General features: G+C 60.8%; 21 protein-coding genes. 17 read left to right on the forward strand and 4 right to left on the reverse strand.

The genetic code is table 11. The features are described 5' to 3' along the window. Positions 1–70 precede the first annotated feature (70 nt). From JNB71_RS00575 to JNB71_RS00600, 6 genes are all read left to right on the forward strand, one after another. The gene (locus JNB71_RS00575; RefSeq protein WP_018325161.1) at positions 71–2,299 is read left to right on the forward strand and encodes a HAMP domain-containing histidine kinase; all 2,229 of its coding nucleotides are present in this window, start codon (positions 71–73) and stop codon (positions 2,297–2,299) included. Further along, positions 2,289–3,653 (forward strand): sigma-54-dependent transcriptional regulator, encoded by a 1,365-nt coding sequence (locus JNB71_RS00580; RefSeq protein ID WP_220369937.1) that lies wholly within the window; start codon positions 2,289–2,291, stop codon positions 3,651–3,653. The genes JNB71_RS00575 and JNB71_RS00580 overlap by 11 nt, the downstream gene beginning before the upstream one ends. Positions 3,654–3,686: 33 nt before the next feature. Beyond that, on the forward strand, positions 3,687–4,550 hold the full coding sequence (locus JNB71_RS00585) for a D-amino-acid transaminase (protein WP_220369938.1): 864 nt from the start codon (positions 3,687–3,689) through the stop codon (positions 4,548–4,550). A 111-nt stretch (positions 4,551–4,661) separates the two neighbouring features. Next, positions 4,662–4,904, forward strand: a complete 243-nt coding sequence (hfq, locus tag JNB71_RS00590; RefSeq protein WP_018325164.1) for an RNA chaperone Hfq — start codon at positions 4,662–4,664, stop codon at positions 4,902–4,904. A 78-nt stretch (positions 4,905–4,982) separates the two neighbouring features. Then, a complete protein-coding gene (gene hflX / locus JNB71_RS00595) occupies positions 4,983–6,308 on the forward strand; it encodes a GTPase HflX (protein WP_222857143.1) in 1,326 nt (441 codons plus the stop codon). 167 nt (positions 6,309–6,475) lie between these two features. Next, complete coding sequence (locus JNB71_RS00600) at positions 6,476–7,084, forward strand: 2-hydroxychromene-2-carboxylate isomerase (RefSeq protein WP_220369939.1); 609 nt, start codon at positions 6,476–6,478, stop codon at positions 7,082–7,084. A gap of 28 nt (positions 7,085–7,112) precedes the next feature. On the opposite strand, the gene mazG is transcribed toward JNB71_RS00600, so the two are convergent. Both mazG and JNB71_RS00610 read right to left on the reverse strand, forming a co-directional pair. Beyond that, entirely contained in the window at positions 7,113–7,946 is an 834-nt protein-coding gene (gene mazG, locus JNB71_RS00605; protein WP_220369940.1) for a nucleoside triphosphate pyrophosphohydrolase, read from the reverse strand. A gap of 5 nt (positions 7,947–7,951) precedes the next feature. Continuing rightward, complete coding sequence (locus JNB71_RS00610; RefSeq protein WP_220369941.1) at positions 7,952–8,539, reverse strand: deaminase; 588 nt, start codon at positions 8,537–8,539, stop codon at positions 7,952–7,954. Positions 8,540–8,779: 240 nt separating this feature from the next. Here JNB71_RS00610 and cysG point away from each other — a divergent pair, with 240 nt between their 5' ends. From cysG to JNB71_RS00635, 5 genes are all read left to right on the forward strand, one after another. Continuing rightward, positions 8,780–10,249: a siroheme synthase CysG gene (gene cysG, locus JNB71_RS00615; RefSeq protein ID WP_220369942.1), complete on the forward strand. Its 1,470-nt coding sequence runs from the start codon at positions 8,780–8,782 to the stop codon at positions 10,247–10,249. A gap of 1 nt (position 10,250) precedes the next feature. After that, complete coding sequence (locus tag JNB71_RS00620; RefSeq protein WP_018325171.1) at positions 10,251–10,565, forward strand: DUF2849 domain-containing protein; 315 nt, start codon at positions 10,251–10,253, stop codon at positions 10,563–10,565. Between the two features lie 14 nt (positions 10,566–10,579). Then, positions 10,580–12,253 (forward strand): nitrite/sulfite reductase, encoded by a 1,674-nt coding sequence (locus tag JNB71_RS00625; protein WP_220369943.1) that lies wholly within the window; start codon positions 10,580–10,582, stop codon positions 12,251–12,253. Positions 12,254–12,285: 32 nt separating this feature from the next. After that, complete coding sequence (locus tag JNB71_RS00630; protein WP_220369944.1) at positions 12,286–12,783, forward strand: DUF934 domain-containing protein; 498 nt, start codon at positions 12,286–12,288, stop codon at positions 12,781–12,783. Positions 12,784–12,913: 130 nt separating this feature from the next. Beyond that, the gene (locus tag JNB71_RS00635) at positions 12,914–13,726 is read left to right on the forward strand and encodes a ferredoxin--NADP reductase (RefSeq protein ID WP_220369945.1); all 813 of its coding nucleotides are present in this window, start codon (positions 12,914–12,916) and stop codon (positions 13,724–13,726) included. Positions 13,727–13,832: 106 nt separating this feature from the next. On the opposite strand, the gene JNB71_RS00640 is transcribed toward JNB71_RS00635, so the two are convergent. Together JNB71_RS00640 and JNB71_RS00645 are read right to left on the reverse strand one after the other, a co-directional pair. Continuing rightward, positions 13,833–14,471, reverse strand: a complete 639-nt coding sequence (locus JNB71_RS00640; RefSeq protein WP_220369946.1) for a GntR family transcriptional regulator — start codon at positions 14,469–14,471, stop codon at positions 13,833–13,835. 258 nt (positions 14,472–14,729) lie between these two features. Further along, complete coding sequence (locus tag JNB71_RS00645) at positions 14,730–16,238, reverse strand: M10 family metallopeptidase (protein ID WP_220369947.1); 1,509 nt, start codon at positions 16,236–16,238, stop codon at positions 14,730–14,732. A 154-nt stretch (positions 16,239–16,392) separates the two neighbouring features. Between JNB71_RS00645 and JNB71_RS00650 the strand changes: the two genes are divergently transcribed. From JNB71_RS00650 to JNB71_RS00675, 6 genes are all read left to right on the forward strand, one after another. Beyond that, positions 16,393–16,656, forward strand: a complete 264-nt coding sequence (locus tag JNB71_RS00650) for a hypothetical protein (protein WP_220371180.1) — start codon at positions 16,393–16,395, stop codon at positions 16,654–16,656. 188 nt (positions 16,657–16,844) lie between these two features. Then, entirely contained in the window at positions 16,845–18,104 is a 1,260-nt protein-coding gene (locus JNB71_RS00655; RefSeq protein ID WP_220369948.1) for a ferredoxin reductase family protein, read from the forward strand. 47 nt (positions 18,105–18,151) lie between these two features. Next, positions 18,152–21,397 carry a c-type cytochrome gene (locus JNB71_RS00660; RefSeq protein WP_220369949.1) on the forward strand — a complete coding sequence of 1,082 codons (3,246 nt, stop codon included), beginning with the start codon at positions 18,152–18,154 and terminating at the stop codon, positions 21,395–21,397. A gap of 72 nt (positions 21,398–21,469) precedes the next feature. Beyond that, entirely contained in the window at positions 21,470–22,360 is an 891-nt protein-coding gene (locus JNB71_RS00665; RefSeq protein WP_220369950.1) for an OmpA family protein, read from the forward strand. 3 nt (positions 22,361–22,363) lie between these two features. Then, on the forward strand, positions 22,364–23,905 hold the full coding sequence (locus JNB71_RS00670) for a caspase family protein (protein ID WP_220369951.1): 1,542 nt from the start codon (positions 22,364–22,366) through the stop codon (positions 23,903–23,905). After that, complete coding sequence (locus tag JNB71_RS00675; RefSeq protein WP_220369952.1) at positions 23,905–25,461, forward strand: caspase family protein; 1,557 nt, start codon at positions 23,905–23,907, stop codon at positions 25,459–25,461. The genes JNB71_RS00670 and JNB71_RS00675 overlap by 1 nt, the downstream gene beginning before the upstream one ends. The last annotated feature ends 60 nt before the right edge of the window (positions 25,462–25,521 follow it).

Raw genomic sequence — 25,521 nt, forward strand, 5'->3', positions numbered from 1 at the left:
GCGACGCCCGGGGGATGCATGTTGGATGGCCGAAGGGCTTATTGTGCCAGTGGCGAAAGATAAGACAGCGATGATCGGTCCCGACCGGCGCGCATCCTTCGCGTTTCCCGGTCTGATACTCGCGACAGGTGCGCTTGCCTGTGCGATCGTATCGCTGCTTATTCTGCTCGGTCTCACGCCGATCAAGCCGGAAACGAATATCATCATCGGCTCGGCCGCGATCAATGCGCTGTTCGTTATCGGGCTCATGTTCCTGATCGGTCGCGAGATCGTACGCCTTCTGAAAGCCCGCAAGCGCGGCCGGGCGGCGGCTCGACTGCATGTTCGCATCGTGGCGCTGTTTTCGATCGTCGCGATCACCCCGGCCATTCTGGTTGCGATCTTTGCCACGATCACGCTTGATGTCGGTCTCGATCGCTGGTTTTCGCTGCGCACGCAGTCGATCGTCAACTCCTCGCTCGACGTCGCGCAGGCCTATGTGCTTGAAAACGCCAGCTATCTCCAGGGTCAGACGGTCTCCATGGCCAATGACCTGGAGCGTAACCGTCAGCTCTACAGCCTCGACCGCACCGGCTTTATCGACCTGATGACGCGCCAGGCCCGCGGGCGCGGCATGTTGGGCGCTTTCCTGGTGCGGGCGGACGGCTCACCTATACTGCAGGCGAATATCCCCACGGAGCGGCCGTTGCCGGCGATTCCAAGGGACGCGCTGCTCAGCACCGCGTCCGGACAGCCGACCCTCATCCCCCCCGGTGTGACCAATCTGGTCGGCGCGGTCATCCCGATCGACAACATCGACGGGGCATACCTCTACACCGTGCGCAGCGTCGACCCCAAGGTCATGCGCTCGATGCGGCTGATGGAAGAGAACACCGCCGAATACAAGAATCTCGAAGCCGGACGCACGTCGCTGCAGGTAGCCTTCGGCGTGCTTTATCTCGGCTTTGCGCTGATTGTCCTGCTCGCTGCCATCTGGACCGCAATTGCGGTTGCCGACCGTATCGTGCGGCCGATCCGGCTGCTGATCGGCGCTGCCGACAGCGTGGCAAGCGGCAACCTGAATGTGGTAGTGCCGGTGCACACCGTCGACGGCGACGTTGGCAGCCTGTCGCGCACGTTCAACAAGATGATTGCGGAAATCCGAACGCAGCGAGACCAGATCCTTGAGGCAAAGGACGAGATGGACGACCGCCGCAGGTTTATCGAGGCCGTTCTTTCCGGGGTCACCGCCGCGGTGATCGGGGTAGAGGATGACCGGCGCATCACCATTGCCAATCCGTCGTCCGAACATTTCCTCTCGCGCCCGATCCTTGAGCTCGTCGGTGAAAGACTTGGCGACGTGGCCCCTGAGATCGAACAGGTGCTGAGCGAGGCGGCCAGCCGCCATCGCAACGATTACCGCAAGCAGATCAATATCATGCGCGGCGGCACGGAGCGCACGCTGAATGTTCAGGTGACGCGTGAGGAATCGCACGATGCGAAAGAATCCTACGTGATCACCATCGACGACATCACCGATCTGGTCATCGCCCAGCGCTCGACCGCCTGGGCGGACGTCGCCCGCCGCATCGCCCACGAGATCAAGAACCCGCTGACGCCGATCCAGCTTTCGGCCGAGCGCCTGAAGCGCCGCTACGGCAAGCAGATCAATCAGGACGACCGGACAGTGTTCGATCAATGTACCGACACGATCGTTCGCCAGGTCGAGGATATTGGCCGGATGGTCGATGAATTCTCCGGCTTTGCGCGGATGCCGAAGCCGACAAAGGAACGGGCGGACCTGCGCAACATCCTCAAGGATGCCGTCTTCCTGCGCGAGATGGGCAACACCCATGTCACCTTCATCCGCGATTTCGGCGACGAGCCGCTCGACGGCACCTTCGACGGGCGCATGCTCGGCCAGGCTTTCGGCAATATCATCAAGAACGCGGTCGAGGCGATCGAAGCCTTGCCGGCCGATGCCGTTCGCGGTGATCGCCGCGTGCTGATCCGTTCGCGACGCAATGAGACGAGCGGGCAGTTCGTTGTCGACATCATCGACAACGGCAAGGGGCTGCCGACCGAAAACCGTCACCGCATCCTCGAGCCCTACATGACGATGCGGGAAAAGGGCACCGGCCTCGGGCTTGCAATCGTCAAGAAGATCATCGAGGACCACGGCGGACAATTGGAACTGCATGACGCCCCCGCTGATTTCGATCACGGGCAGGGCGCCATGATCCGCATTATTTTGCCGCCGGCCGGACAGAGCGGCGGCACTGACGACAGACAAGACAAGGATACTTCCCATGGCGGCTGACATTCTGGTTGTGGACGACGAGGAGGACATTCGCGAGATTGTCTCAGGCATTCTCTCCGACGAGGGTCATGAAACCCGGACTGCGTTCGACAGCGACAGCGCGTTGCAGGCGATCAGCGACCGTGTGCCGCGCCTCGTCTTTCTCGACATCTGGATGCAGGGCAGCCGTCTTGACGGTCTGGCGCTTCTCGACGAGATCAAGGGCCGTTATCCGGACCTGCCGGTGGTCATGATTTCCGGCCACGGCAACATCGAAACCGCCGTGTCGGCGATCCGCCGCGGCGCCTATGATTTCATCGAAAAGCCGTTCAAGGCTGACCGGCTGATCCTGATCGCAGAGCGGGCGCTGGAGAATTCCAAGCTCAAGCGGGAAGTCTCCGAGCTGAAGAAGCGCTCCGGTGATCCCGTGGAACTGATCGGTACCTCCGTTGCCGTCTCGCAGCTTCGCCAGACGATCGAAAAGGTCGCGCCCACAAACAGCCGCATCATGATTCACGGACCGTCCGGCTCGGGCAAGGAGCTCGTGGCGCGGATGATTCACCGCAAGTCTTCACGAATGGCGGGGCCATTCGTGGCGCTGAACGCGGCGGCGATCACGCCGGACCGCATGGAAATTGCTCTCTTCGGCACGGAGGGAACGCCCGGGCAGGCGCGCAAGACCGGCGCACTGGAAGAGGCCCATGGTGGCATTCTGTATCTCGATGAAGTCGGCGAAATGCCACGCGAAACGCAAAACAAGATCCTGCGCGTGCTGGTCGATCAGCAGTTCGAACGTGTCGGCGGCTCCAAGCGCGTCAAGGTCGATGTACGCATCATCTCATCGACCGCCTACAACCTCGAAAGCCAGATTGCCGAGGGCACTTTCCGAGAGGATCTTTATCATCGCCTCGCGGTCATTCCCGTTAGAGTGCCGGCGCTTGCCGAGCGGCGCGAGGATATTCCGTTCCTCGTCGACATGTTCATGCGGCAGGTCAGCGAGCAGGCAGGTATCCGTACTCGCAAGATCGGTGACGATGCTCTGGCGGTACTGCAGTCGCATGACTGGCCGGGCAACATTCGTCAATTGCGCAACAATATCGAGCGCCTGATGATTCTCGCCCGCAGCGACGGCCCGGACACGCCGATCTCAGCGGATATGCTGCCGAGCGAGGTCGGCGACAGCCTGCCGAAGATCTCGGCGCAGGGCGATCAGCACATCATGACGCTGCCGCTGCGCGAGGCACGGGAAATGTTCGAGCGCGACTATCTGATCGCCCAGATCAACCGTTTTGGCGGCAATATTTCGCGTACGGCCGAGTTCGTCGGTATGGAGCGGTCGGCACTGCACCGAAAGCTGAAATCGCTTGGCGTCTGAAATCGCGCTCTCCTGTTTCTTGAGAAGTCACCCATGTCGAGAATTGCCTATGTGAATGGTGCTTACCAGCGCCACACCGATGCTGCCGTTCATATTGAGGACCGCGGCTTTCAATTCGCCGACGGCGTCTATGAAGTCTGCGAAATCCGCCACGGCTTCATCGTCGACCTGACCCGGCATCTCAATCGGCTCGACCGATCGCTGAGCGAGATCAGGATTGCCTGGCCGATGACGCGGGCGGCGCTCGTTGTCGTCATTCGCGAAGTTCTGCGGCGCAACCGCATACGCAATGGCCTGTTTTACATCCAGGTGACGCGCGGAGCCGCGCGTCGCGACCATGTGTTTCCGGCAGAGGGCACGCCATCGACACTTGTCGTCACGGCAAAGAGAACCGACGCTTCCCTCATTGCCAGGAAAAATGCCTTTGGAATCCGGGCGATTACCGTGCCGGAAAACCGCTGGGATCGTGTCGACGTCAAGACCGTCGGGCTCCTGGCGAACGTTCTCGCCCGCCAGGCCGCGAAGGAAGAGGGTGCCCAGGAGGCGATCTTCGTCGAGCCGGACGGCACGGTGAAGGAAGGTGCTGCGACCAATGTCTGGATCGTCGACGGGGATGGGAAGCTGCGGACGCGTCACGCCGATCATGGCATCCTTCGCGGCATCACCCGCACGACATTGATGGACGTGGCGGCCTCGATCGGTATCGACATAGAGGAGCGCGCTTTTTCGGTGGAAGAAATGCTTGCCGCTCGCGAGGTATTCATCACGGCGGCGACCAGCATCTGTTTTCCGGTGGTGGCGATTAACGGTAAAATCATCGCCAACGGCCACCCCGGCAGCGTGTCACAGAAAATTCGCGAAGCCTTTTTCGACATTGCGGAAAAGACTGCGATTTGATACCAAAATCCTGGGGGACGCTCGGAAGTGGACTTCCGACGGCGTTCGACATAAACAGAACGAATAATCAACCGGTTACATTGAACCGGAAAATAAGAAAGAAGCGGCGCCATGGCGGAACGTTCTCAGAACTTGCAGGATCTTTTTCTCAACACCGTCCGCAAGCAGAAGATATCTCTGACGATATTTCTTATCAATGGAGTGAAACTGACGGGCGTTGTGACGTCTTTCGACAATTTTTGTGTCCTCTTGCGGCGTGACGGGCACTCCCAGCTCGTATACAAGCACGCCATCTCGACAATCATGCCGGGCCAGCCGATGCAGATGTTCGAGAGCGAAGAATCCGCATCCTGACGGAAAGCAAGGCACATTACCAAACGTGATACAACATCGGCGTCGATCATCCCGGAGCTCGAAAGGCTTCGCGATGACATGCGCGCCGTCGTCATCGTGCCGGTTCTGAAAAAGACCGGCAGGCAAAATGCCGACGTGATTGCCGCGACATCGACCCGCAGCGACGAAAGCCGGCTCGAGGAAACCATCGGTCTGGCGCTCGCAATCGATCTCGAGGTCGTGCATGGCACGATCGTGCCCATTGCTCAGCCGAAACCCGGGACGCTGCTCGGAACCGGCAAGATCGAGGAAATCGGCCATCTGCTCGTCGAGTACGATGCCGGGCTGGTGATCGTCGATCATCCGCTGACGCCGGTGCAGCAGCGCAACCTCGAAAAAGAATGGAACTGCAAGGTCATCGACCGGACCGGCCTCATCCTCGAAATCTTTGGCCGTCGCGCCTCCACCCGAGAAGGCACGCTGCAGGTCGAGCTTGCGCACCTGAACTACCAGAAGGGCCGGCTGGTCCGCAGCTGGACACACCTCGAGCGCCAGCGGGGCGGTGCCGGTTTCATGGGCGGTCCCGGTGAAACGCAGATCGAAGCCGACCGCCGGCTGCTGCAGGAAAAGATCGTCAAGCTTGAGAAGGAACTGGAGCAGGTCCGGCGGACCCGCCAGTTGCATCGTGCCAAACGCAAGAAGGTCCCGCATCCGATCGTTGCGCTTGTCGGCTATACCAATGCCGGCAAATCGACCTTGTTCAACCGCATCACCGGTGCCGGCGTTCTCGCCGAAGACATGCTGTTTGCGACGCTTGATCCGACGTTGCGCCGCATGAAGCTGCCGCATGGGCGGATGGTCATCCTGTCCGACACCGTCGGTTTCATCTCAGACCTGCCGACGCATCTCGTCGCCGCCTTCCGGGCAACGCTGGAAGAGGTTCTGGAGGCCGACCTGATCCTGCACGTTCGCGATCTCGCCGATCCTGACAATCAGGTTCAGGCCCAAGACGTGCTGCGCATCCTGACCGATCTCGGCATCGACGAGAAGGCACGGGCAGAGCGCCTCATCGAGGTCTGGAACAAGATCGACCTGCTTGACCCGGACGCGCGCGCCGGGCTCTTGCAGAAGGCCGAAAACACGGACAATACGACGGCAGTTTCGGCCATCACCGGCGAGGGCCTGGACCACCTGCTTGAGGAGATCGGCAGCCGGCTTTCCGGTGTCATGACCGAATGCACGGTCGTGCTGCCTGTCGAGAGGCTGCAATTGTTGCCGTGGGTCTACCAGCATGCGATCGTGGATGCTCGGGAAGACATGGAAGACGGTTCTGTCAGCCTCGATCTGCGGTTGACGGCAGCCGAAGCGGAAGAGCTCGAGCGCCGGCTGGGGAACGGCCCAAAGGCTGCCGCCGAGGATTGGTAGTCGAGCCTTCGCGTGCCACTGCCCCCCAATGGTGCGAAAAGCCGCCAGTTTCCTTCCCGAGACAAGCGGAGTATTGTGACGCCTGAAGCTCCCGAGCGGGAGATGGCTGCCCTTTCCGGGCAGCACGTTGAAGCCTGTGACGCCCCGGATTGAGGAGGGCAACGACAATGGCCTCGATCGACTTCTGGTTCTCCATCGGAAGTACCTATACGTTTCTCGCGGTGATGCGCCTGTCGGAAATCGCTGCGAAATCGGGTGTCGAGTTTGACTGGCATCCCTTCAATGTGCGGGCCATCATGATCGAGATGGACAATATCCCGTTTGCGAAGAAGCCGGTCAAAGCCGCCTATATGTGGCGCGACATCGAACGCCGTGCCGCCAAGTTCGGGCTGACGACCCGGTTCCCGATTCCCTATCCGCTAACCGAGCTGGAGCAAGCCAACCGGGTCGCCGTGCTGGCGGCCGCGGAGGGCTGGTGCGCCGCCTATACGGTTGCGGCCTATCAACGATGGTTCGTCAATGGCGAGGCGGCAGGAAGCGAACCGAATCTTTCGGCAAGTATCGCGGCAGCTGGCCAGGATGCGGAGCGCGTGCTGAACATGGCGAACTCCGAGGCGGGGATCGACGCCCTGTACGCGGCGACCGATGAGGCAAGAGGACTGGGGATCTTTGGATCGCCGTCGTTTGTCGTCGATGGCGAACTGTTCTGGGGGCATGACCGCCTGGACGACGCGATCGAGTGGCAAACCAATCTCGACCGAGCGACGCCGGGCTGATTTCGGTCCGGAAAGCAGTTGGCGTGGGCTATTTGAGCTGCCGCTCGATCGCCTTTGCCGCTTGCCAGAGTTCTTCCATTCGCTCCAGCGTTGCCGCTTCCAGGCTTTCGCCTGCGGTTTCCAGCTCCGCCTCGATATGGCTGAAGCGGCGCCGGAACTTGGTGTTCGTTCCGCGCAGCGCCATCTCCGGATCGGCATTGACATGGCGGCCGATATTTACCACCGCGAAGATCAGGTCGCCGAGTTCATCCGCCACCTTGGCCGTGTCGTTGCTGGAGAGCGCCTCGCGCAATTCGGCAATCTCTTCCTCGATCTTGTCGAGGATCGGTTCGGGTGATGACCAGTCGAAGCCAACCTTGGCGGCACGTTCCTGAAGCTTTAACGCTTCGACGAGGGCCGGAAAGCTGCGCTGGACCGAATCGAGATGGCCCGTGCTCGTATCTTCGGGCAAACCGTGCCTGGCGCGCCGCGCGCGCCGTTCGGCTTTTTCGGCCTGCTTGATCTCGCTCCATTGCTGCTTGACCGCCTCCGGCGTATCGGCATCTGAGCGGGCAAAGACATGCGGGTGACGCCGGATCATCTTTCGGGTGATCGCCTCGACCACATCTGCGAACGTGAAGTGACCGGCTTCCTCGGCCATGCGGGCGTGGAACACCACCTGCAGCAAGAGGTCGCCGAGTTCGTCGCACAGATCATCCATATCGCCGCGCTCGATGGCGTCGGCGACCTCGTAGGCTTCTTCAAGCGTGTAGGGCTTGATCGTCTCGAAGGTCTGGACGACGTCCCAGGGGCAGCCCGTTTTCGGCTCGCGCAGCGCTGCCATGATCTCGATGAGGCGGGTGATGTCCTTGGAGGGCTGCATGGGGCTCAATTCAGCGGAATGGCGTTGCGGTCCTTGCCGGACTGGTAAGCATCGGACAGGGATTGATATTTTTCACGGATGCGCTTGTCCTGGGAACGCAGCGCCGGTTGCACAGTCTCATCGGATGTCGCGACGAGATCGGCAATCGCTGCGGATCGCCAGAAGGCGTTGTTCTTCGCGTAACCACCGGGATCGAGCCGGAAGACCTCCTTGAGGATTTTCAGGTCGTGCGGGATAAAAAAGGCGTCGCGCGAATCTTCGTGGCTGAAGAAATAATAGAAATTGTCGAACCCGGCCCAGGTGATGGCCGAAAGGCACATTGAGCAGGGCTCGTGGGTGGACAGGAAAATCAGCTCTTTCGTGTCCGGCTTCTCGGTGCGCTCATAAAACCGCTTCAGCGTATGGACTTCGCCGTGCCAGAGAGGATTTTCGGTTTCGTTGTTGGTTTCAGCGATCACCAGCGAGAGGTCTGATTTGCGCAAGATCGCGGCGCCGAAGATCTTGTTGCCGGCGCCAACACCCTTTTCCGTCAGCGGCAGAATATCGGCCTCGATGACGCTGAGAAGGCGTGCTGCGAGTTCGGCATTCGTCATCGTTTACGGCTCCCGGGTGGATTCGTTGTGCATTTAACGGCTGTGGACAGCAATAGGCAATGCCAAACGGATGCCTCGTCCCGTGTGGCAGCCACGCGCCGCCGGAGAGATTTGCTCAATTCATGCTGAAGTCGAGCAAAACAATACGCGGCTTCGAGAGCCTGCGAATTTCTGTTTCTTCAATTTTCCTTCTATAAAAGGGATATTCCCCAGAACCTGTAACAGGATCATTCCTAGCCCATGACCGAACAGCTGACCGTATTTCCGGCCTTCTTTCGCGTTGCGCAAAAACGCGTGGCGGTGTTCGGCAATGGCGATGAGGCTTTTGCCAAGGTCCGGCTGCTGATGAACACGCAGGCCCGGATCGTCGCGTTCGCCGATGAACCGGAGGCGGATTTCGCGGCCTTTCTGGCTGCCAATGCCATCGCGACGGTGCGTGAGCCGTTTTATGCCGGCCAAATCGAGGGCGCCACCCTAGTCTTCGCCGCGACCGGCGATGCTGCCCGGGACCGCGTTGTCGTCGCGGCGGCTCGGGAGAGGAAAATTCCGGCCAACGCCGTCGATCAGCCGGACTATTGCGATTTCCTGACGCCGGCCTTGGTCAACCGCGCGCCAGTCGCGGTTGCGATCGGAACCGAAGGTGCAGGCCCGGTGCTGGCGCAAATGATCCGAGCCCAGATAGATCAGATCCTGTCGCCCTCGCTCGGCGCGCTTGCTTCTCTGGCTCAGGCCTATCGCGATGCCGCCGACCGGATTTTGCCCCGCGGCGTGTCGCGGCGCGTCTTCTGGCGCCGCTTTTTCTCCGGTGCCGTTGCAGACCAGGTCGCGCTCGGCAATGTCGCCGAAGCCCGCCGCGAAGCGTCGCGGCTGCTCACGTCCGTGGATCGTGTACCAGGTCATGTCTGGCTGGTTGGTGCCGGTCCGGGTGCCGAGGATCTGCTCACCTTGCGGGCGCAGCGCGTGATGATGGAAGCCGACGTCATCGTTTATGATGCGCTGGTGCCGCAGGCGATCGTCGACATGGGCCGCCGCGATGCCGAGCGCCTGTCGGTCGGCAAGCGCAAGGGCTGCCATTCGAAGTCGCAGGAAGAGATCAACCAGTTGCTGGTTCGCCTCGGTCAGGACGGCAAGCGTGTCGTGCGGCTGAAATCGGGCGACCCGCTGGTCTACGGTCGTGCCGGTGAGGAAATGGCTGCGCTGCGCGACGCCGGGATTACCTATGAGATCGTGCCCGGCATCACCTCGGCTTTCGCCGCCGCCGCCGATTTCGAGCTGCCGCTGACGCTGCGCGGTGTGGCTTCGTCGCTGATCTTCACGACCGGCCACGACCTGACCGGCGATGTCCTGCCGGATTGGGCGCGCCTTGCCATTTCCGGCGCGACGATTGCCGTCTATATGGGGCGCACGGTCGCCGCATCGGTCGCTGCACGGCTGATGCAGGCGGGACTTCCCGCCGAAACGACGGTGGCCGTCGTCGAAAACGCCAGCCGTGCGGAGCGCAAGCTGCTGCACGGCACGCTGAAGGACCTGCCGGATCTGCAATATCGCGAGGAACTGGACGGGCCGGTCATGGTGATCATCGGCGACGCCGTCGCCGGAGCGAATTTCGAGCGTTCGGAGCCGCTTGTCCGGGCAAAGACCGCTGGCCAGACTGATCCAGAGCGCAGCGCGGAACAGTCGCGCAAACATAAAGACGAAGTGAGGAACTGACATGGCCGACAAAGTGCTGACCGCAAACCGCCTGTCGGACGGAATTTCCGTCTGGCTCGATGCCGCCGGCAATTGGGTGGAATCGCTGCAGGATGCTTTCGTCGCCCGGCATGCCGAGGCCGTGTCTGCCCTTGAGGAGACCGGAAAGGCAGCCTTTGCCGACAACAAGGTAGTTGACGTGAATGTCATTGACATCGAAGAAGTAGCGGGCGTTCTGCGGCCGCTGCGTTTGCGCGAGCGTGTTCGCGCCGAAGGGCCGACGATCGATTATGCGCCGGGATACAAGGGCCTGACCGGCCCCGTGCAGGCGGCTTGAGGAAAAGAAGACCGATGTACCGTTACGACGAATTCGACCATGCCTTTGTCTCCGCCCGCGTCGAGCAGTTCCGCGATCAGGTGACGCGCCGTCTTTCCGGCGAGCTTGCCGAGGATGCGTTCAAGCCGCTGCGGCTGATGAACGGCGTCTATCTGCAGCTTCATGCCTACATGCTGCGCGTCGCCATTCCCTATGGCACGCTGAACAGCCGGCAGATGCGCATGCTCGCCCATATCGCCCGCAAGTATGACCGCGGCTACGGGCATTTCACCACGCGCCAGAACATCCAGTACAACTGGCCGAAGCTTTCCGACACGCCGGATATCCTCGCCGAACTCGCATCCGTCGAGATGCATGCGCTGCAGACGTCGGGCAACTGCATCCGCAACGTCACGGCCGACCATTTCGCCGGTGCAGCCGCCGATGAGGTCGCCGATCCGCGCCCCTACGCCGAAATCCTGCGCCAGTGGTCTTCCGTCCATCCGGAATTCTCCTTTCTGCCGCGCAAGTTCAAGATTGCCGTCACCGGCGCCGAGCGTGATCGCGCGGCGATCCAGGTGCATGACATCGGCCTGCATCTGAAGAAGAACGACAAGGGCGAGATCGGCTTTGCCGTCTATGTCGGCGGAGGGCAGGGGCGCACGCCGATGATCGCCAAGAAGATCCGCGACTTCCTGCCGGAAGAGGATCTGCTGTCCTACACGACTGCGATCATGCGCGTGTACAATCTCCATGGCCGGCGCGACAACAAGTACAAGGCGCGCATCAAGATCCTCGTTCACGAAACCGGTGCCGAGGAACTGGCGCGGCAAGTCGATGCGGAGTTTGCCCAGCTGAAAAACACGGAGCTGAAACTTCCGGAAGCAGACGTTCAAGCGATCGCCACCTATTTCGCGTTGCCGCCGCTGACGGAGCGGCCGGAAGGCTGGGCCAATCTCGCAGGCTGGAAGAAGGCCGATCCGGATTTCGCCCGCTGGGTGCAGCAGAACGTGCAGCCGCACAAGCATCCCGACTACGGCATGGTGACGATCTCGCTGAAGCCGATCGGCGGCATTCCGGGCGACGCCAGCGACAGCCAGATGGATGCGATTGCCGATCTCGCGGAGGAATATGCCTTCGACGAAATCCGCATCAGCCATGAACAGAACGTGATTTTCCCGCATGTGGCGCTTGCAGATCTCGAGCCGCTTTATCGCGGGCTGGTTGCCCAGGGCCTTGCGACCGCCAATGCCGGATTGATCACGGATATCATTGCCTGTCCCGGCTTGGACTACTGCGCGCTTGCCAATGCGCGCTCGATTCCGCTGGCTCAGGAAATCTCCAACCGTTTCGGCAATCCGGACAAGCAGGCGGAGATCGGCGAGTTGAAGATCAAGATCTCCGGCTGCATCAACGCCTGCGGTCACCACCATGTCGGCCATATCGGCCTGTTGGGCGTCGAGAAGAAGGGTGCGGAGCTCTATCAGATCACGCTCGGTGGCTCCGGCGACGAGAACACCTCGATCGGTGAAATCATCGGCCGTGGCTTCGAGCCGGAAAAGGTGACGGATGCAGTCGAGACGATCGTCAACACGTATCTTGGCCTGCGCAAGGATGCATCCGAGATTTTCCTCGATGCCTATCGCCGGGTCGGGCCGCAGCCCTTCAAGGATGCGTTGTATGGCGGCAGCGCCCAGGAAGCGGCTTGATGCCTGGGGAAATGGGGCGCAAGGACAAAGACATGACGAAAATCTGGAAAGAAACCGGCTTCGTGACGGATGACCCCTGGGTCGTCGAAACCGAGGAGACCAAGGCTGGCTCGAACGAAAAGGCCATCCTCGGCCTCGATGCCTTCATCGAGAAGGCATCGTCCGGTGATAGCGGGCTCGGCGTACTGATCAATCCGGCCGACGATGTGACGCGGCTGCAGCCATTCCTCGAACAGGTGTCGCTAATCGCCGTGGCTTTCCCGGCATTCAACGATGGTCGGGCCTTCAGCCATGCCTCGCTGCTCAGGGCACGGCTCGGTTATGGCAAGGAAATCCGCGCTGTCGGCGATGTGCTGATCGACCAGGTGCCGCTGATGCTGCGCTGTGGCATTGACAGCTTTGCCATCACCAACGCAACGGCTCTCAAGCGCCTTTCCGAGGGGCGGCTGCCGGGCATCGACAATCATTACCAGCCGACAGCGCGTCCGTCGGCGGATGCGAAATCCTACAGCTGGCGCCGGGTCTCCTGAGCGCCGCGACAGTCTGAAGCACGCATCAATCCGCAAAAGGCGCTATAATTGGAACGGATTTGCTTCCAAAGCCGTGCCGATTGGAATATCCGCTGATACCTGAAACATCATTACAGGACCTGACGCCGCGATGAATGCTCCTGCCAAGATCGAAGAATTTGCCCCAACCGTGCCCGCAGGCGTGTTCGCCGAAACGGTGACCGCTGTGAAGCATTATACGGACCGGCTGTTCAGCTTCCGGATGACGCGTCCGGCTGAATTCCGCTTCCGTTCGGGCGAATTTGCGATGATCGGCCTGATGGTCGACGGCAAGCCGATCTATCGCGCCTATTCGATCGCAAGCCCGGCATGGGACGACGAACTCGAATTCTTCTCGATCAAGGTCCAGGACGGTCCGCTGACCTCGCATCTGCAGGGCATCAAGCCCGGCGACCAGGTTCTCATGCGCAAGAAGCCGACCGGCACGCTCGTTCTCGATGCCCTGACGCCCGGTAAGCGGCTTTACATGTTCTCGACCGGAACAGGTATCGCGCCGTTCGCAAGCCTCATCCGCGAGCCGGAAACCTTCGAAAAATTCGAGGAAGTCATCCTCACCCACACGACGCGTGACGTTGCCGAGTTGCAATACGGCTTCGACCTGATCGAGGAAATCCGCAACCACGAATTCCTGGCGGAACTGGTCGGCGACAAGCTTCGGCACTACGCGACGGTCACCCGCGAGGACTATCCGTTCAAGGGACGCATCACCAACCTCATCCGCGACGGCAAGTTCTTCTCAGACCTTAACCTGCCGGCATTCGATCCGGCCGTCGATCGCGCCATGATCTGCGGTTCGACCGAGATGCTGAAAGAGACCAAGGCGCTTCTGGAGGCCGCCGGTCTCGAGGAAGGCGCCAACAACAAGCCGGGCGAATTCGTCATCGAACGGGCCTTCGTCGGCTAGACATACTTGATTTCTGGAGCGGGGCGGCTTGCGGGCCGCCTCTTTTCGTTTCGGCGTCTGGAAGGGCAGGGCAGATACTGCAGAATTCCTCAAGTCGCTTTGTGCGTCATGTTTGACGCGCGGCGCTGTAGCGTTCGCCGAGATAGTCCATCAGATCTTCCATGGCAGTCGCTGCAGCGGTGGGGTCGGCTTGGTTGATGGCCCGGATCACCTTGACGTGCAAATCCACCGACCGGTCCATGTGCTGCGTCGAAGCGGTACTGAACCACAGCCTTCGCGCATGTGTCTGCAGGGGCGCCAGAGCCGATGTCAGATAGGCGTTGGGGCAGGTGGCTTCCATGATTTCATCAAAAGCCTTGTCGGCGGCCAGAAAGCCCTCCATGTCGGCATTGATCGAGCAGGCCGTCATCGCCTGAGCGCATTCGATCATCGCCGCGCGCGCTTGCGCACTTGCATGTTCGGCGACGAGGGCAGCGGCGAGCGGCTCCAGCGTGCGGCGCACCTGCATGACATGGAGGTGGTCTTCGGGCTGGATCATCGTGATCTGGAGGCCGACGCGGGCGCGAACCTCAATCAGCCCCTGCCAGGACAGCTTCTGGATCGCTTCCCGCACTGGTGTGCGGCCATGGCCGGCCAGATCGATCAGCTGTTTTTCCGTTACCAGCGAACCGGGCCTGAGCTTCAGGGTAACGATAAGGCTTTCCAGCGTCAGATAGGCCAGATGCGCCTGGGATGATTCCGACATGTCTCACCCTGAGTCCTGATATATCAGACACTGGCATACTCGAAAACGGATGGCAAGATTGCTGATATATCAGAGCCCTGCCAAAAGCCTTTGTCCTCAATTGGTCTCGGTCGCTGTCTGGCGCGGAACGTCAGTGGATGGCTGCTGAACGCCGTTTGCGATCGGCCGGGAACTTCGCATTTGCGGCACTTCCGGTCGGATAAAAAAGGGGCCCGATCCGCGATGATCCGGCCCCTCCTTTAGAACAGCGGATATTTCCTACAGAATGAAATAACTCTTCTGCAGCGTCAGGGCGTCGTCGAGGTGGACGGCAAAATCCGCGGCCTTGTCACCGTTCACATCGCCGTAGATGTAGGTGTCCGACGACCCTTTCACGTATCGGATTTCGGCTGCCGCCCCGGTGAATGCCGCATTGCCGAGGAAGGCGAACGCCTGGTTGCCTGTGGCTTTGCTATTGGCGTCGATGGCGGAAAGGTCGATTCTGTCACCCTGTGACGCGGAAAAATCGAAAATCGTGTCCCGGCCGGAGGTGGCCACCGTCGATTCCGTGCGTGCCTTGAACAAGAACATGTCGGCATCGGCCCCGCCGATCAGATCGTCGGCACCTGCGCCGCCGTAGAGCCTGTCGGCGCCGGTCCCGCCGGAGAGCCTGTCGGCACCGGAGGCTCCGATGAGCACGTCGCTGCCGCCGTCGCCGTTCAGCGTATCATTGCCGCCATAGCCCTGGAGGGAATTGGCGACCTGATTGCCGGTGATCCGGTCGCTGCCCGATCCGCCCTTGGCATTTTCGATCAGGGAGCGGATGTCGCCATCGTGAAGCAGCGCGTTGAAGATGTTGCCGCGTGCAAAGTGGATGGTCTCATTGGAGTCGGTACCCAGGTTGGCCAGCTGGTCTTCGCTGAAAAGCGACGCCTTGCCGGGGCGCAGATCGATCTTGAGGTTATCGCTATAGGCGGTGAGGTCGAACGTATCGTTGCCGTCGCCGTCCCAGATGGTGGCGAGGATGCGATTGGTGCCCGGCGAGATCGCCACTTCGCCGTCAATGAGCGTCTGGCCGCTGGTCGGGGTCCATTTGTAGACAGTGTTGCCGCCATTGGTCGTGTAGTCGGCGCCATACATTTCCTGAAGCGCTGCAATATCGGCCATCATGAAGGTTTGCGGCGCGCCATATTCCTCATAGGTATAGCTGTCGCCGGTGTCGCCGACAAAACCCCTATAGGTCATCAGCGAATATTCGAGCGAATCATAGGCAGTCGGCAAGGCGCCGAAACCGTCGGTTTCGTGACCATGTTTCAGCCCGAGCGCATGTCCGAGTTCGTGGATCATCGTGTGCCAGGCGTAGCTGGCGGCGACGGGATTCCTGTAATCATATTGGGTGCCGAACCAGACATCGCCGTCCCAAGCATCTTCTCCTGGATAATCGACGACATAGGCCGTTTCGGGAAGATCGGACTGCGCAAGACGGATGTTGGCGCTGCTATCGCTGCCGCTGGCAAAGCTCACATTGGTGAAACCCTCGACGGAAAAGCCGTCATTCGCTGTGGAACCGTAGGATTGCTCCAGAGCAAAAAGCGCGGCGTTCATCTGCGCATTCGAGACGGCGGTGAATCCGAAGTTTTTTTCCGGGCCATAGCTGTAGCTGCCGGCGCTGGTCGGAAAAGCATAGGTTATGGTGGCATCGCCCCAGGCCGTATCGGTCAGAACGCCATCGATCAACGAATTGCCGGTCGCGGAAATAATATTTGTCGTCTTGTTCGTACCAGTCAAACCTATCTCCCGCTGACGTCTTGAGGCTCTTGGATGTAGTATGCCCCTTGGCCTTATGCCAAGGATCCGAGGCGAATCTAGGGGCAATGGATATCAAAAACTGTAAGCGTATTGTTAAAAGACGGAGTGATCCGTGGTAAAATTCAGGATGTCCGTGAAACAATTTCTTTTCATGTCCGCAGCCATCGCCGCCGCGATTCTGGCGGCGGATCCCGGCCTTCCCGCCCACACGCGGGTATCGACACAAGGACAGGACATGCTTCCCCCGCCGGACATAGAGGCCGCCGTCCGTTCCGAATTCAACAGTGCCGTCAAGAAGGGCACGCGCGAAGCCTACGAGCGCTTCATTCGCCGTCATCCGGATCACCCATTGGCCGAGAAGGCGAAAGAAGCGCTTGCAAAGAGTGACCTGAAGTAACCTCCGCTGGTCTCCTGCGGCTGCTTTTCTTAGAAGCGGGATTTGCCCGAAAACACAAAAACCTGAGCACGCCGAATAAAGCCCGACCGAAAATCGTATGGTCTACAATAGCTGTTGACGAAGCTTGAGGGGCTTGCCAGTCTTGCTTCGGGGATTCCGGCAGCTGCAGGAATTGTGAGGGATATTCCGTGAGCGCGGGTGCTGTTCTGGTCTGGTCGTTGATAGGATTCGCGGGGCTTCTGGCCGTTCCGGCGGTCAGTCACACCAATGCCGGCACGACCTTCTCGCTGATGGCCTCGTCCATGGCTTTCACCGGCATGGGGATCGCGCAGTTCATGGCGACCCGCCCACCGCTGGTGGAGCGCCTTTTTGGCGGCCTCGACCGCATTTATAGGACCCACCGCCGGATCGGCATCACGGTTCTCGTCCTGATCCTCGTGCACTATTTCATCACGCCGGATTTCAAGGGGCTGTCGCTGACCAGCGGCTTGAACAAGCTGGCGGCATCGATGGGCGAATATGCGTTTTACGGTTTCGTCGTCTTGCTGCTCCTGAGTATCTTCAAGTTCATCCCGAAGACCAAGATCGAGATCCCCTATCACTATTGGCGACTGACGCATCGCTTCATCGGGCTGCTGTTCGTCATGGTGGCCTTCCACCAGACCTTCATCAAGCGGCCCTATGACGCCACTGCGATGCTGGCGACCTATCTCAACATTATCGCGCTGGTCGGCACCGCGAGTTACATCTATACCCAGCTTTTCCCATGGCTGCGCACCCGGACATACGAAGTCTTCGATGTTGCCCGCCACGATGGCGCGACTATCATTTCGGCGCGTCCGACAGGGCGACCGCTCAAGGCAAAGCCCGGCCAGTTCGGCTTTTTCCGGGTGAGCAAGCCAGGGCTGCGCGAGCCGCATCCGTTCACGATCGCGGGCATGGAGGAGGGCGGCATCGTCCGTTTCGCGATCAAGCCGCTGGGGGATTACACAAAGGCGCTGCGGGAAAACATTGCGGTTGGCGACCGGCTGAAGCTCGAAGGCGGTTACGGCCGGTTCAATCATCGCCGCGGCGGCAAGAAGCAGATCTGGCTCGCCGGCGGCATCGGAGTGACGCCTTTCCTTGCCATGGCGGGGCGGCTCAAGGGCGATGAGGGCCAGGACATTCATATGGTATATTGCGTGCGCGACCGGGCCGAGGCGATCGGTCTGGAAACGTTTAAGGCCCAGGCAGAAAAACTTCCGAATTTCAGCTTTACTTTGCATGCTTCCAAAACCGACGGACGTTTCGATGCAGCGAAACTCGCGGCAGTGAGCGCCGTCGACCCGGCGGGGGCAGACCTCTGGTTCTGCGGTCCGCCGCCTCTGCGAAAGGCCATTGAAAAAGGACTGAAGGAACTCGGGAAAAAACCCGGACGGGTCGAGTTCGAACTGTTCGAGTTCCGCTGATACCGCATCGCATATTCTATCGTTTGAGAAAGCAAGGGGAACAAGCCATGCGCATGTTCGATCAACTGTCCGGGAATATCATCCGCAGCCTGCCGCGGCCTGTGCTGGCGATGGCGGCTGCCGTGCTGGCGATTGCCCACTGTCCCGGGACAGCCTCCGCACGCGATGCTTTTGCCGACGATGCCTATGCGACCTACAAGGCCAATGTCGACAACGGCAAATATCTGTTCAACGCCGCGGGTTGCGGCGCCTGCCACGGATCCGGCAGCAATACCCAATTGCTTTCCGGTGGGATGGAGATGGATACGGCGATCGGCAAGTTCTATGCGCCCAACATTTCACCGCACACCAACGGCATCGGTGGCTGGACCAATGCGCAGTTCCTCAACGCGGTGATGCAGGGCATCGACCGTGACGGCAACCATCTCTACCCGGTCATGCCCTATACGTCCTATGGCGGCATGAAGCCGGAGGACGTTCTCGACATCAAGGCCTATATCGACACGCTGGTCCAATCCGACGCCGTGTCGAAGGAGCATGAGATCGCCTTCCCCTATAGCCGTCAGACGACGATCACGCTGTGGAAGCGCAGCCATTTCAACGTTCCCGAATACCAGTCGCGTGAAGAAACGCAGCTGGAGCGCGGCCGCTATCTCGTCGAGAACGTCGGCGGCTGTGGCGATTGCCATACGCCGCGCACCACCACCTACGGCCTCGATGTCGAGAACGCCTATGCCGGCGAGAAAGGCCTGACTGGTGCGGTCGCGCCCGATATCACCAAGGCGCGCATGGCAGGCCTTGCCTCTCCCGAGGTCTTCACCGTCGGCCTGATCGACGAAGGCAAGAAACTGTCCGGTTCGCCGCTGACGGATCCCGTCATGCGCGAGATCGCGCACGGGCTTTCGGTGCTGACGGAGAAGGACAGGACGGCAATCTATGCCTTCCTGTCCGACCGCGAGGTCAAGCCGCCGGAGCCGGTCGCACAATCGACGACAGCGGTCTGCAAGGAAAGCACGCCGGAATCGGCGCTCTCCGGCGACAATGCAGCCCTTGCGGTGCAGGCCGATGCCTTCATCGGCAAATATTGCCGCAATTGCCATGGGCCGGGCGAAAGTTCGCAAGGCAGCTATTCGGCCGGCGACCTGAAATCGATCGCCGCCGACGCCGCCTTCGTGGTTCCCGGCGACGCCTCGAAGTCCCGGCTGTTCACGTCCGTCACCAGTGGCCGCATGCCGCTTGGCAAGCGCCCGACCGCCGAGGAGGTGAAAAGCCTCGAAGACTGGATCAATTCGCTCAACCAGTCGAACCTGCCGCAAACGGCGGCGACGAAACCGGACCGTACCAGGCCGATGCTCTCCTACCGCGATTTCATCGAAGCCGGATTGAAGGACATTTCCACGGTCGGGGAACTCGACCGGAAATTCATGCGCTACTTCTCCTATCGCAACCAGTACAACGGCATGATGGGCTGCGAGGCGGACAAGACCTTCATGAAGCGCATGGACGTGCTGGCCGGCGGCTTCAAGAAGCTCCTGAACTCGCTGTCCTATGGCCCGAAGCTGGTGCTGCCGCAGGAAGTCGAGGGGACGAACGGCTTGATGGTGCGCGTCGACCTTCGCGACCTGCAATGGTCGGCCGAGGACTATAACTTCCTGATCTCGCAATACTTCTATGGCGTCGACCCGGCGAGCGACGCCTCGCTGCTGGCCTTGACCAAGGAGACGGATACGGTTCTGCCGATCATGCGCATTGACTGGTTCATGGCCAATGCCGCCAAACCCAAGATCTACAATCAGCTGATGAAACTGCCGACCCAGATCCGGGAACTCGAGAAGCGTTTCCAGATTGACGTGGATGAAAACATCCGCCGCCGTCGGGTGCTCAGGGCAGGCTTTGCCGATGGTTCGTCCGGGGTGTCGGATCACAACCGGATGCTTGAGCGCCACGATATGCCGTTCGGCGGCTACTATTGGAAATCCTATGATTTCGGCGGCGATGTCGGCAAGCAGGTACTGAAGCGCTTCCCGCACGGCCCGAAGGAGATCGAACCGCTCGACGCCGGCCTGACCTCCTTCCAGCATGACGGCGGCGAAATGATCTTTTCGCTACCCAACGGCTTGCAGGGATACTACCTGTCGAACGCGGAGGGAAAGCAGCTCGATGTCGGCCCGACCAGCATCGTCTCGTTCCGCGAGCGGCCGATCGGCAAGGGGGTCGAGATCACCAACGCCCGATCCTGCTTCGATTGCCATGCCAACGGCATCCTGTCGAAACGCGACCAGCTGCGCGAGCATATCGAGACCTCGACGCTGTTCAGCAAGGATCAGCAGGCGATCCTGCTCGACATGTACGTGCCGCAGGAAGAACTCGACGCCGCCTATAACAAGGACCGGCAGCGTTTCGTCGAGGCTCTCGTGAAGCTTGGCGTGACCGAGCCGACGCCGGACGGCAGCGCGCAAAGCATGCTGGCGCCGGGGAACGCGGAACTCGTCACCTATTTCGGCGACAAATATGAGGACGAACTCGACTTCGAAGCTCTGGCGGCGGAATTCGACATGAAGCCGGACGAGTTCTCCGCGACGATCAAGCGGGTCGAGGATGCCGATGTCCTGCGGCTGGGGCTCGATTGGGTCACGACGCTGGAGGCGGGCGGCACGATCCCGCGCGCCGAGGTCGAGCAGCAATTCCCGCTGCTTCTGTCGCCGCTGATGCAGCTGAAAGCGCTCGATACGACGACGGTCAAGGTTACGGCGGCGGCCCAGACCCAGGAGGTCGCCGGTCAGACGGCCCAGCAGACACCCGTCAAAGCGGAGACGATTGCGCAGGCGACACCGGCCTATCGCCAGGAGAAGCCTGCCGAAGGCAAACTGGAGCTCGCACTCCAGGTCGCTTCGACGACGGCCAAGGTCGGCGATCAGCTCTCGTTCGAGCTGAGCTCCAACAAGGCCTGCGAACTGCAGGTGCTCTATGTCGAGGAGACCGGCAATGTCGAGGTCATACCCGATGCGATGATCGGCAACACGACCTTGCAGGCCGGCGAGAAGCGCCTCATACCGCAGCCGGGTACCGGCAATCTCACCTTCGACACGCCGGCACCGGCCGAGACGATGATCGCCTATTGCCGTGAAGGCGGCCTTGGCGACCAGAAGCTCACAGTGGAACGGGCACGCCAACTGGTAGCAGAATCGCATCTGCCGCCGACGCGCGGGCTCGCGATCAACCTCGCAAAGAAGGCCGAAGACGACAAGGGCGCAAGCGGCCTGCAGGTCGTGACGTTCGAAATCAAGCAATGACAGATCGCCCGGTCGCCGCCGGTGGCCGGGCGATGTTCGAACAACAGGGAATGGCATGGAGAAGACGGCGCCATGAAGATCGTGGTTGTGACATCGCTATTGGCATTGTTCGCCGCTGGCCCGGCCTGTGCGGCTTGCGATGCGCTGACGCAGGTTGCCGAGGCGACCAATGCCGGAAACGAGGCCCTGGCCAAGCAGATTGCCGGCGGCCGGGCGCCGGATTGCACGGCGGATGACAAGGCGATGATCAACCGCGTGGCGGCGCTCGCATCGTTCAACCGGATCGTCGGTGCCGTGGGGCAGGGCGCCAATCTCGCTGATTTCGAGCCGGAACTCGAAACGATCCGCACGAGCAACGCCGCACCCTGGCAGGTCTTGGATGCGCTCGGCGACATCAACCGCGATCGCAGGAACTATGAGGCCGCAGCGCGCTACTACCAGCTGGCGCTGGAGGACGCCTCGAACGAGGTGCTGACGCCCGGCTGGATGGCCCCGGACGCAAAATACATTGCCCGGCTCGATCGTATGGCGACCGAAATGCGGCTAGCGGCGCCGCGGCCGGTGAAACTTGCCATGCGCGGCGGCTGCAAGATCAGCTATCGCGGCGTATCGCTGAAGAAGAAATCGACACCGGTGCGATACGTTTTCGGCACCGCTGAGTTTACGCCGCAGGGGCTGGAATCGGCCAGGGACCTTTCCGAGTGCCTCAAGTCCGTGAAACCGAAGGCGATTACTCTGATCGGTCACACGGATCCGATTGGGAGTGCCGAGGCCAACCGCGCGCTGTCGCTTTCGCGCGCCGAGGCGTTGGGGCAATACCTCGCCGCCGAAGGTTATGCCGGAGAATGGAAAACCGTGGGCAAGGGCGAGGACGAGCCCTTCAAGGCGGACGATGCCAGCGCCTATGACGAGGAAACGCTCAACCAGATGCACCGGCGCGTCGAAGTCGATGTGGAGAACTGAGTGATGCTGCGTGCCCTGCTGCTTTCCCTGTTGGTCTCCGCCGCGCCGCTTGGCGTCGCTTATGCGAAAACCTACGCCCTGGTGGTCGGTGTCGATGCCTACCCCTATGAGGTGAGCCTTGATGGCGCAGTGAAGGATGCGACTGACGTCGAAGGCGCCCTGCGTAGGGCGGGCACAGACCAAATGGCGACTTTTTTCGATGCGGCCGCGCGCAAGGATGATATCCGAGCTGCATGGACGGGCTTTGTCGATGCGGCGGGCGAGGGCGATACGATCATCTTCACTTATGCCGGCCACGGGGCGCAGATGCCGGAGCTCGTCGCCGGTGATGAAGCGGATGGCCTCGACGAATTCCTGCAATTGCCGGGCTTCGACCGCAATCGCCCGGTGGAGACCGATCACGAGATCATCGTCGACAACGAACTGAACGCCTGGTTTTCGGAAGCCGAGGCCAAGGGCGTCCATGTCCTGTTTGTTTCCGACAGCTGTCATTCCGGCGGAATGAGCCGCGCCTTTTCCGGCAAGACGCGGCTTGCCCAAGCGGTCACCGTCAAATTATCGCCGCCTTCGCAGGAGGCGGTCTCGGGCGCTCAGGTTAAGGAGGCGCAGTTCCGCCAGGTGACGGTGCTTGCCGCTTCTCTGGAAAGCCAGCCGTCGCCCGAAGTGATCATCGGCGGCGAGGCCCGCGGGGCCCTGAGCTGGAGCTTTGCCCGCGCGGTCGAGGGATCGGCCGATCGCAATCAGGATGGCCGCATCTCCCGGATCGAACTGGAGGACTATGTCTTTGCCAATGTGAAGCACCAGTCCGAGGCCTTGCAGATCCCGAACTTCACGCCACAGGTGCCGCGCTCCGAGGACGAGGTGGTCATGCCGCTGACCCGCAGCGTAGCGGCAGCGGCCGATCCAAGCGCTCAGAAACCGAAAACGAATAAGCCTGTGAGGGAAACGGGCTGGGACGGTAAGTTGGCGCTGACGGTCAGCGGCTCGCAGACGGTCCTGGAAAGTACCGGCGGCAGCGGCGTGCCCTACCGCTGGGACGCGGCGAGCGGCGTCTTCTATACCCCGAATGGGGACGTGGCCGGTGAGAACGTCAACGAAGGCAATATCCAGCTCGTTGTCAACAAGTTCATTCTGCTTGATTTTCTGAAAGCAATGGCGAGCCAGAACCCCGGCAAGGTGTCGTTGACACCGCAAAGGGATATCTATGCGGCCGGCGACCGCCTGGCATTCGACGCACCCGCGTCCGGATACAAGAACATGATCGTCTTCAACCTCGCCAATACCGGCGAGGTACAATTGCTGGACGTGCAGGCGGAGGGGACTGAAAGCCACGAGTTCAAGCTGACCGACCTGCAGGTGGTCGAACCTTTCGGCGCCGATCATCTCGTCGCCATTTCAACCAATGAGCCGATCGATGCCATCGGCGCTGCGCTGGCGAGCAAGAATGTCGATGCCTCGACACTGCTGCAACTGCTGATGACGCGGATTGACGGCACCGATACGAGCGTCTCGATCCAGCCGCTCTACACCCGGGAAAAACTCTGATGGCCGCGCTACGAACTGTCGCAGGATTGCTCGGTGCATCGTTGCTGTTGGCGCAAGCGCCTGCGGCAAAGGCGGAGGACCGGGCACTGCTGGTCGGCATCGGTACCTATGAAAACCTGCCGGAGGACATGTATCTCCATGGGCCGAAGAACGACGTGAAGGCGATCGAGGGTCTGTTGACCGGGACGCTGTCCTTCAAGCCGCAAGCCATTCGCGTCTTGACCGACGACAAGGCCAGCCGTGAGGCGATCCTGTCCTCGTTCGATGAGTGGCTGATTGCCGGAACTGTACCGGGTGACCGGATTTATTTCTACTTCTCCGGGCATGGCCTGCAGGTGAAGGACGCCAGCAACGACGAAGAGGACGGGATGGACGAGGCGCTGTCCACCTACGATATCAAGGCCGGCGAAGCGGACTGGGCGAATGTCGTCCTCGACGACGATCTCGAGGCGCTCTTGGAAAAGATGAAGGGCAGGGCGGTGACGCTGGTGATCGACGCCTGCCATTCCGGCACGATCTCTCGCGCTCTCTCGGCCGAAAAGCTATCGGGAATGAGCGGTGCACGCTACCTGCCACGACCCTTCGCCCAGGCATCGAAGGACAAGGTGACGCGCGGCCTGCGCATCGATCTGGGTGTCGTCGACAAGCCTGCAGAACTGACGGCGGCTGGGGTCACCGCCTGGAGTGCCGCTGCTCCCTATCAGGTCGCCTGGGACGACGTGCGCTTGCCGATCGAGGACCGCCACGGTGTTTTTACCTCGGCTTATGTAGCCGGCTACAAGCCTTCGGAATCCGACGGAAACGCCAACGGTCTGGTGAGCAATGCCGAGCTCTTCCAGTATGTGACAACAAAATCCAAGGAATATTGTTCGGCCCAGGAAAACTGCGATAATCTCGACCCGCAGTTGGAGAGCGTGCCAGGTGTGCTTGGAACGAGTGTTGCCAAGCCGGAACCGTACAGGACGGAACAGACTGCAACGGCGACGGACCAGCAACAGGGCAAACCGGAGCCCATATACCAGGAGACGAAGGTCGACGCCGCAGCAGCGACGGCTTACGTCGATGCAAATCCGGTGACGGCCATCGGCGATATCATCGGCAAGGCGGATACGGGCGATGTGACGATCTCGCTCGATACCGGTTCCGCGCTAAAAAACGGCCAGCCCTTCAAGATTTCCGTCACGAGCAAATATGACGGCCATCTGATATTGCTGGACGTGAACGGCAAGGGCGTTGCGACGCAGATTTTCCCGAATGAGATGGCGCAGAAGACAACGCCGCTCTCGGCCGGCTCGACGCTGACCATCCCTGACGACTATTACGGCTTCGATTTCGAGGCGGATGGCAGCGGCGAGAACATGCTGGTTGCCATCGTCGTCGGCGACGATCTGGATCTGCAGGATGTCGCGCCCGCAGCGCAGGGGCTCAATACCGAACTCGATGCGCGAAAACGCCTGAGCGAGATCGTCGCCAAGCTTGGAAAGACCTGGACGGGCGACACCGAAAATCGCGGCCTGCGCTGGTCGCTCGGAACGCTGAAATACACGATAGAATAGGATTGCGCGCATTCAAGCGAGAAAGCCCGCGACGGTCGTCGCGGGCTTTCTGCTGTGGTG

The organism is Rhizobium herbae (genome assembly GCF_019511375.1).
Taxonomy (GTDB): Bacteria; Pseudomonadota; Alphaproteobacteria; order Rhizobiales; family Rhizobiaceae; genus Pararhizobium; species Pararhizobium herbae_A.

Excerpts from the sequence above, each read along its gene's own strand:
- JNB71_RS00575 (WP_018325161.1), top strand. The coding sequence starts at position 71 with ATGATCGGTCCCGACCGGCGCGCATCCTTCGCGTTTCCCGGTCTGATA.
- JNB71_RS00580 (WP_220369937.1), top strand. The coding sequence starts at position 2,289 with ATGGCGGCTGACATTCTGGTTGTGGACGACGAGGAGGACATTCGCGAG.
- JNB71_RS00585 (WP_220369938.1), top strand. The coding sequence starts at position 3,687 with ATGTCGAGAATTGCCTATGTGAATGGTGCTTACCAGCGCCACACCGAT.
- hfq (WP_018325164.1), top strand. The coding sequence starts at position 4,662 with ATGGCGGAACGTTCTCAGAACTTGCAGGATCTTTTTCTCAACACCGTC.
- hflX (WP_222857143.1), top strand. The coding sequence starts at position 4,983 with ATGCGCGCCGTCGTCATCGTGCCGGTTCTGAAAAAGACCGGCAGGCAA.
- JNB71_RS00600 (WP_220369939.1), top strand. The coding sequence starts at position 6,476 with ATGGCCTCGATCGACTTCTGGTTCTCCATCGGAAGTACCTATACGTTT.
- mazG (WP_220369940.1), bottom strand. The coding sequence starts at position 7,946 with ATGCAGCCCTCCAAGGACATCACCCGCCTCATCGAGATCATGGCAGCG.
- JNB71_RS00610 (WP_220369941.1), bottom strand. The coding sequence starts at position 8,539 with ATGACGAATGCCGAACTCGCAGCACGCCTTCTCAGCGTCATCGAGGCC.
- cysG (WP_220369942.1), top strand. The coding sequence starts at position 8,780 with ATGACCGAACAGCTGACCGTATTTCCGGCCTTCTTTCGCGTTGCGCAA.
- JNB71_RS00620 (WP_018325171.1), top strand. The coding sequence starts at position 10,251 with ATGGCCGACAAAGTGCTGACCGCAAACCGCCTGTCGGACGGAATTTCC.
- JNB71_RS00625 (WP_220369943.1), top strand. The coding sequence starts at position 10,580 with ATGTACCGTTACGACGAATTCGACCATGCCTTTGTCTCCGCCCGCGTC.
- JNB71_RS00630 (WP_220369944.1), top strand. The coding sequence starts at position 12,286 with ATGACGAAAATCTGGAAAGAAACCGGCTTCGTGACGGATGACCCCTGG.
- JNB71_RS00635 (WP_220369945.1), top strand. The coding sequence starts at position 12,914 with ATGAATGCTCCTGCCAAGATCGAAGAATTTGCCCCAACCGTGCCCGCA.
- JNB71_RS00640 (WP_220369946.1), bottom strand. The coding sequence starts at position 14,471 with ATGTCGGAATCATCCCAGGCGCATCTGGCCTATCTGACGCTGGAAAGC.
- JNB71_RS00660 (WP_220369949.1), top strand. The coding sequence starts at position 18,152 with ATGCGCATGTTCGATCAACTGTCCGGGAATATCATCCGCAGCCTGCCG.
- JNB71_RS00665 (WP_220369950.1), top strand. The coding sequence starts at position 21,470 with ATGAAGATCGTGGTTGTGACATCGCTATTGGCATTGTTCGCCGCTGGC.
- JNB71_RS00670 (WP_220369951.1), top strand. The coding sequence starts at position 22,364 with ATGCTGCGTGCCCTGCTGCTTTCCCTGTTGGTCTCCGCCGCGCCGCTT.
- JNB71_RS00675 (WP_220369952.1), top strand. The coding sequence starts at position 23,905 with ATGGCCGCGCTACGAACTGTCGCAGGATTGCTCGGTGCATCGTTGCTG.